Annotated in this window: 3 protein-coding genes; all 3 read left to right on the forward strand. The window is 69.4% G+C overall.

Going from position 1 to position 2,462, the window contains the following annotated elements; translation table 11 throughout:
• The coding region (locus HMPREF3099_RS00820; protein WP_168168401.1) for a VanW family protein at positions 1-614 on the forward strand (614 nt) is incomplete at its 5' end.
• 106 nt (positions 615-720) lie between these two features.
• Complete coding sequence (fdxA, locus tag HMPREF3099_RS00825) at positions 721-1,044, forward strand: ferredoxin (RefSeq protein WP_070703319.1); 324 nt, start codon at positions 721-723, stop codon at positions 1,042-1,044.
• Positions 1,045-1,122: 78 nt separating this feature from the next.
• Entirely contained in the window at positions 1,123-2,409 is a 1,287-nt protein-coding gene (locus tag HMPREF3099_RS00830) for a citrate synthase (RefSeq protein WP_070703320.1), read from the forward strand.
• The last annotated feature ends 53 nt before the right edge of the window (positions 2,410-2,462 follow it).

Below are 2,462 nucleotides of genomic sequence, written 5' to 3' on the forward strand. Positions count from 1 at the left end.
ACTACATCGCCCGCTACCCCGAGGGGCGCGAGGCCACCCTGTGGTACCCCTCCATCGACAACCGGTGGACCAACGACACCCCGGCCCCGGTGCTGCTGCGGACCCGGGTGGAGGGGCAGGACCTGACCCTCACCCTGTACGGCGTGAGGCAGTACGACGTGGAGTCGACCACCCGGGAGCGCCAGCACGTGGTGGAGCCCCGGAAGTACTGGAGCAACAGCTCCACCTGCATCAGCCAGCACGGGGTGAAGGGCTTCGACGTCACCGTGGAGCGCCGCCTGGAGCCGGTGCAGGGCTTCGACGGCCCGGCGCGCACCGAGACGGTGGACACGCACTACGAGCCCAGTGACGAGGTGTGGTGCACCAACCCGGCCTCGCCCGAGTTCTCCGGGTCCACCGTGCCGCCCTCGTGGGACTACCGCCCCTTCTCGGAGCGGAAGGCCGACAAGGCGCAGGACGCCCGGGACCGGGCCGAGCGCGAGGCACGGGCCGACCAGCAGGCCGAACAGGAGGCCGCAGAGCAGGACGGGCGCCCCGAGGGTGGGGCGTCGCCGAGCCCGTCGTCCTCGCCCTCCGGGGAGCCGGGGGCAGGGCCCTCGGCGTCCGCCGGCTGAGTGGCGTGGGCCCCCGTGGGCGGTGGGCCGGTGCGAGTGCACTTAAGATGAAGGGCCGGAGGTGGCCTGCGTGCCCGCCGTGCCGAGCTGCCAGGAGGAAGAAAGCGTGACCTACGTCATCGCCTTGCCGTGTGTCGACGTCAAGGACAAGGCCTGCATCGACGAGTGCCCCGTCGACTGCATCTACGAGGGGGAGCGGTCGCTCTACATCCACCCCGACGAGTGCGTGGACTGTGGTGCGTGCGAGCCGGTCTGCCCTGTGGAGGCCATCTACTACGAGGACGACCTGCCCGACGAGTGGGCCGACTACTACAAGGCGAACGTCGAGTTCTTCGACGACCTCGGTGCCCCCGGAGGCGCTGCCAAGATGGGCGTGATCCCCAAGGACCACCCGGTGGTCTCCGCCCTGCCGCCCCAGGGCGACCACTGACCTGACGCGACGGGCGCCGCTGCGCGGTGCCACCCGTTCTGACTGCTGGCCACAGGCCGGCCCGCCGAGAGGAAGACCATGACCGCCGACAAGGCACCCGCCACCTTCACCCACGAGGGCACGACCCTGGAGTTCCCCTTCGTCGAGTCCGTCGAGGGCGACAACGGCTACGACATCTCCGCCCTGCGCAAGGAGACCGGCAACGTCACGCTCGACGTGGGCTTCGTGAACACCGCCTCCTGCTCGTCGGCCATCACCTTCATCGACGGCGACGAGGGCATCCTGCGCTACCGCGGGTACCCCATCGAGCAGCTGGCCGAGAAGTCCGAGTTCATGGAGGTCGCCAAGCTGCTCATGGACGGCGAGCTGCCGTCCGCCGAGGAGCTGGACACCTTCCGCCGCGACGTGCGCGCCAAGGCGGTCATGCCCGAGGGCATGAAGGACTTCTTCCACTCCTTCCCCACCGACGCCCACCCGATGCCGGTGCTCTCCTCGGCCATCTCGGCGCTGTGCACCTACGACACCGAGAACCTGGACCCCTTCGACCCCGAGCAGCTGGAGAACGCCGCCCGCCGCCTCATGGGCCAGGTGCCGGTGCTGGCCGCCAACGCCTACCGCAACCGTCAGGGCCTCGGCCCGATGCAGGCCGACACCGACCTGACGGTGGTGGAGAACTTCCTCCGCATGACCTTCGCGGACGCCGACGGCAACTACGAGCTCGACGAGCGCATGGTCCGTGCGCTGGACATGCTCTTCGTGCTGCACGCCGACCACGAGCAGAACTGCTCCACCTCCACGGTGCGCCTGGTGGGCTCGGCCAACACCAACCTCTACGGGTCGGTCTCCGCCGGCGTGCAGGCCCTGTGGGGTCCGCTGCACGGTGGCGCCAACCAGGCCGTGCTGGAGATGCTCGAGGGCATCCAGAAGTCCGAGGGCGGCGTGGACGAGTTCGTCCGCAAGGTCAAGAACAAGGAGGACGGGGTCAAGCTCATGGGCTTCGGCCACCGTGTCTACAAGAACTACGACCCGCGCGCGGCCATCGTCAAGAAGACCGCCGACGAGGTGCTGGAGCACCTGGGAGCCGGCGACGAGCAGCTCGAGATCGCCATGCAGCTGGAGAAGGTCGCCCTCGAGGACGAGTACTTCGTGCAGCGCAAGCTGTACCCGAACGTGGACTTCTACACCGGCCTCATCTACCAGGCCATGGGCTTCCCGACCGACATGTTCACGGTGCTCTTCGCCATCGGGCGCCTGCCGGGCTGGATCGCCCAGTACCGCGAGATGATCAACGACCCGCACACCAAGATCGGCCGTCCGCGCCAGATCTACACCGGGTCCGCGCAGCGCGACTACCCGACCGCCTGACGCGCGACGCACCGCGCACCACGAGCACGCCCCCGGCCGCGCGGCCGGGGGCG

Origin of the sequence: Kytococcus sp. HMSC28H12 (genome assembly GCF_001816045.1) — a bacterium.
In the GTDB taxonomy this organism is placed as follows: domain Bacteria; phylum Actinomycetota; class Actinomycetes; order Actinomycetales; family Dermatophilaceae; genus Kytococcus; species Kytococcus schroeteri.

Coding starts and splice junctions, on each gene's coding strand:
- HMPREF3099_RS00830 (WP_070703320.1), top strand. CDS start 1,123: ATGACCGCCGACAAGGCACCCGCCACCTTCACCCACGAGGGCACGACC.